The sequence below is a fragment of the Kitasatospora sp. MY 5-36 genome (genome assembly GCF_001182915.1).
GTDB lineage: Bacteria > Actinomycetota > Actinomycetes > Streptomycetales > Streptomycetaceae > Kitasatospora.
In genome coordinates this window covers 1-4,396 of sequence record NZ_LFVW01000796.1, presented here as the reverse complement: position 1 = coordinate 4,396, position 4,396 = coordinate 1, and the positions used below count along the sequence as shown (strand labels likewise).

1 protein-coding gene and 2 pseudogenes are annotated in these 4,396 nt (G+C 73.4%); 1 reads left to right on the top strand and 2 read right to left on the bottom strand.

What is annotated here, in order from left to right; translation table 11 throughout:
- A pseudogene (locus AE652_RS36190) lies at positions 1 to 329 on the bottom strand (putative protein N(5)-glutamine methyltransferase); the annotation flags it as partial.
- A 357-nt stretch (positions 330 to 686) separates the two neighbouring features.
- Between AE652_RS36190 and AE652_RS36185 the strand changes: the two are divergent.
- Positions 687 to 4,046, top strand: a complete 3,360-nt coding sequence (locus AE652_RS36185) for a DUF11 domain-containing protein (protein WP_082346204.1) — start codon at positions 687 to 689, stop codon at positions 4,044 to 4,046.
- A 143-nt stretch (positions 4,047 to 4,189) separates the two neighbouring features.
- Here the strand turns inward: AE652_RS36185 and AE652_RS36180 are convergent.
- Positions 4,190 to 4,396: pseudogene (locus tag AE652_RS36180) on the bottom strand (TetR/AcrR family transcriptional regulator); the annotation flags it as partial.

Here is a 4,396-nt window from a genome sequence, read left to right as displayed (position 1 = left end):
CCCAGCGCGCCGCTGCCGCAGCACAGGTCGAGCACCACCGCGCCCGGGGCGGTCAGCGCGGTGGCGGCGGCGGCCAGGAACTCGCTGCGGCGGCGCGGGACGAAGACGCCCGGGTCGACGGCGATCCGCAGACCGGCGAACTCGGCCCAGCCGACGACGTGTTCGAGCGGCCGCCCGTCGGCACGGAGGCGGACCATGGCGGCCAGGTCGGCGGGCGAGGCGGCGGCGGAGAGCAGGATCCGCGCCTCGTCCTCGGCGAACACGCACCCGGCGGCGCGAAGACGGGAGACCACCGAGGAACGGAGGGAGGCGGAGGAGAAGACCGACAAGAGAAACCCCTTGGGGGAAGACGGGAGAGCTGACGACTCCGTCAGGGCTCCCGCGGGGGCCGACACCGCGTCGGCGCGCCGTTCGCGCTATGCGCGCGAGGCGCCCACGCGGCCGCGCTCCGGGAGCACCCGCTCGGACATTCCGTAAATGGGGCTCACCTCCCTGAGTCGCGGTCATGCTCGGCGTCGGCCACCCTACCGCACCGTCAGTCGGGAACGGTCGAACAATGTCCACCGGCCCCGCCGAACCCGCCTTGGCGCGCGCCGTGCCTCACGCTCGTTCATCCGAGCTATTCGATAGCTCCACTGACAGTACACAGCTTGTAGCGGATCGTGACGGCCACCCATAGTGACGCTATGACGAGACAATCCCGCGGAGCGTCACGGCTTCGCGCCCGAACGGCCCGCTTCATCAGCGCCGCGGCCACGCTGGGTTTGCTCGGCGCAGGCCTCGCCGCCCCGCTCGCCCCACTCGCCCAGGCCGTCACGCCCGCGCACCGCCCCGCCGCGCCGCTGCCGGAGCGGGTCGGGGCCACCGGCACCCCCCTGCTCCAGGAGGCCTTCACCGGTGCCACCGCCGACTCGCGCTTCATCGCCGTCGGCTCCGCCTGCCTCACCGGCGCGGCCCCCGCCCAGCCCGGGCCGGGCGACCACCCGCTCGGCGGCTGCCCCGCCGCCGAGACCGGCCCGGTGCCGCCGCTGGACTCCGCGCCGCTCGGCTACCTGCGGATCACCGACTCCGGCAACGACCAGAGCGGCGCGGTGCTCTTCGACCAGGCCCTGCCCGCCGGCAACGGCCTGGACGTGACGTTCGACCAGTGGCAGTACGGCAGCACCACGCCGAACACCCCGGCCGACGGCATCTCGTTCTTCCTGGTGAACGGGGACGTCTCGCTCACCCACCCCGGTGCGTTCGGCGGCAGCCTCGGCTACGCCCAGAAGCTGCCCGACGACAACCCGAACCTCGGCTTCCTGCCCGGCGTCGACCGCGGCTACCTCGGCGTCGGGCTCGACGTGCTCGGCAACTACTTCGGCGACTGGGAGCAGCGCGGCAACGGCTGCTCCCAGCGCTCCCCCGCCGGTACGTCCTTCCGCGTTCCCGCGCCCGGCGCCAACATGGTCACCGTCCGCGGCCCCGGCGACGGCACCACCGGCTACTGCTTCCTCACCGCGACGACCAGCAACTTCACCACCAACGGCCCGTGGCCCTCCACCCTGCCCGGCAAGCTCCAGGGCCCGCTCACCACGCTGCCCGCCGGGGTGACCCCAGCCGAGGCCCAGACCCTGCTGGAGCCCTCGCGCCGCCGGGTGAACGTGCACCTGACGCCGGCGCCCTCCCCGGTGCTGACGGTCTCCGTCGACTTCAACGACGGCACCGGCTCGCACCAGGTGCTCCAGACCCCCGCACCGGAACCGGTGCCCTCGACCTACAAGTTCGGCTTCGCCGGCTCCACCGGCCTGTTCACCGACGTCCACCTGATCCGCAACGTGGTGATCTACACCGACCAGCCGCTGCCCGAGCTGAACCTGGTCAAGCAGCCGCACGAGCCGCTGCCCGGGCTGCTGACGGTGGGCACCCCGATCCCGTACGACTTCGTGGTCACCAACTCCGGGAACGTGCCGATCGCCAACCTGGCCGTCAACGACCCGAAGGTCGGGCCGGTCACCTGCCCGGTGAACACCCTGGCGCCCGGTGAGACGGTGACGTGTACGGCGACGTACCTGGTCACCGCCGCGGACGCCGCCCAGGGCCACGTGACCAACACCGCCCAGGCCACCGGAACCACCGACGTCGGCCCGGTCACCTCGCCGCCCGACACGGTCACCCTGCCGGTGGTGGCGCCACCGGGCATCACCCTGACCAAGCACGTCGACGCACCCGAGCCGTTCCACGTCGGCGACACCGTGCCGTACAGCTACGTGGTCACCAACACCGGCGGCAGCCCCGTGACGGCGCTCTCGGTGACGGACGACAAGGCCACCGGGATCACCTGCGACTCCACCGTCCTGGCACCGGCCGGCAGCCCCGGGGACAGCACGGTCTGCCACGGCAGCTACGTCGTGACGGCGGCCGACGCCCAGGACGGGAAGGTCCTCAACCACGCCACGGCCAACGGGACCTCGGACGGCCGGCCGGTCACCGCGGAGGCCCAGGCCACCGTCACGGTGATCGGCCCGTCCTCGATCTCCCTGACGAAACAGGCCGGCACCCCCGGTCCGGTCCACACCGGGGACACCGTCACCTACACCTACACGGTGACCAACACCGGCACGACCACGCTGACCGACGTGAGCGTGGCCGACGACCACGTCCAGAACGTGACCTGCGACCACACCACCCTGCTCGCGGGGCAGGCCGCCACCTGCCACGGCACCTACACCGTGACCGCCGCCGACGAGCAGCTCGGCCACGTCACCAACACCGCCCAGGCGGACAGCACCGGGCCGCTGGGCGAGCTGGTGCAGAGCCCGATCGCCCAGGTGACGCTGCCGGTGGCGGGCGTCCCGAAGCTCGACCTGACGAAGCGGGCCGACAGCGCCGGGCCGTTCCACGTCGGGGACACCGTCGCGTACACCTACACGGTGACCAACTCCGGGACGACGGTGATCGACGACCTGACCGTGGCCGACGACCACGTCTCGTCCGTGAGCTGCGACCGGACCACCCTGGAGCCCGGCCAGACGGCCACCTGCCACGGGACGTACACCGTGACGGCGGCCGACGCCCAGGCCGGGCACATCACCAACACGGCGCACGCCAACGGCACCGACCCCCAGGGCCAACCAGTGCAGAGCCCGCCCGTCGAGGCCACCGTCGACGTCGTCACCCCGGTGTCCGCGCTCATCATCGCCAAGCAGGCCGACAGCGCGGGCCCGTTCCAGGTCGGTGACACGGTGCACTACACCTACACGGTGACCAACTCCGGGATGACGGTGATCAACAGCATCATCGTCAGCGACGACCACGTGTCGTCCGTGACCTGCGACCAGACGACCCTCACCTCCGGCCAGAGCACCACCTGCCACGGCACCTACACCGTCACGGCGGCCGACGCCCAGGCCGGACACGTCACCAACACCGCCCACGCCGACGGCACCGACCCCCAGGGCCGGCCGGTGCAGAGCGCGCCGGTCCAGGCCACGGTGACGGTCGGTACCGCCACGTCCTCGCTGGCCGTCACCAAGCGGTCCGACGCCGCCGGGACGGTGTACCCGGGTGACACCGTCACCTACACGTACACCGTCACCAACACCGGGAGCACCACGCTGACCGGCCTCACCGTCGGCGACGACCGCGTCCGGCAGGTGACCTGCGAGCAGACCACCCTCGATCCGGGGCAGAGCACCACCTGCCACGGCACGTACACGGTGACGGAGGCGGACGCGCAGGCGGGCAGCGTCACCAACACCGCCCAGACCTCCGCCCGCGACCCGCAGGGGCAGACCGTGCAGAGCCCGCCGGTCGAGCTCTGCATCTCCGTCGCGCCCTGCCCGCCGAAGGGGCACGACCACAAGGGCGGCGGGGGCAAGGGCTGCCCGAGCCGTCCGGGCCACCATCCGATTCCGCCGCAGAAGGGCGGCCCCGGCGGCGAGCTGCCCCAGGCCGGGGCGCCGGTCGCCGTCCTCGGCCTGGCCGGGGGCGGGCTGGTGACCCTCGGTGGGGCGCTGTTCTACCGGGCCCGGCGCCGCGCGGCCGCCGGTCGGTTCGTGGCGTAGCAGCCCCGATCACCGCCTGATCCCCGCCGTCCACCGGTCGACGGACCGCCCTCGGTGCCTACGGGCACCGAGGGCGGTTCCGTGTCCGGACCGGGGCTGCCACCCGGGTCGGACCGGGGCTGCTATACGGGTCGGACCGGGATTCAGGCGGGCTGCGGGGCCGGCGGCCTGGTGCGGTAGCCGCCGCCCCGGCCCGGGGGCACCAGGCAGGGCAGCAGCCAGTCCCAGAGGGCGCCGACCCGGCGGGCACGCTCCCCGGCGGGGCAGCCGTCGGCGAACACCACCTCCAGACCGCAGGCGGCGGCCACCACCAGCGTCTCCGGGCCGAGGCCGCCCGAGCGGTCGCGCAG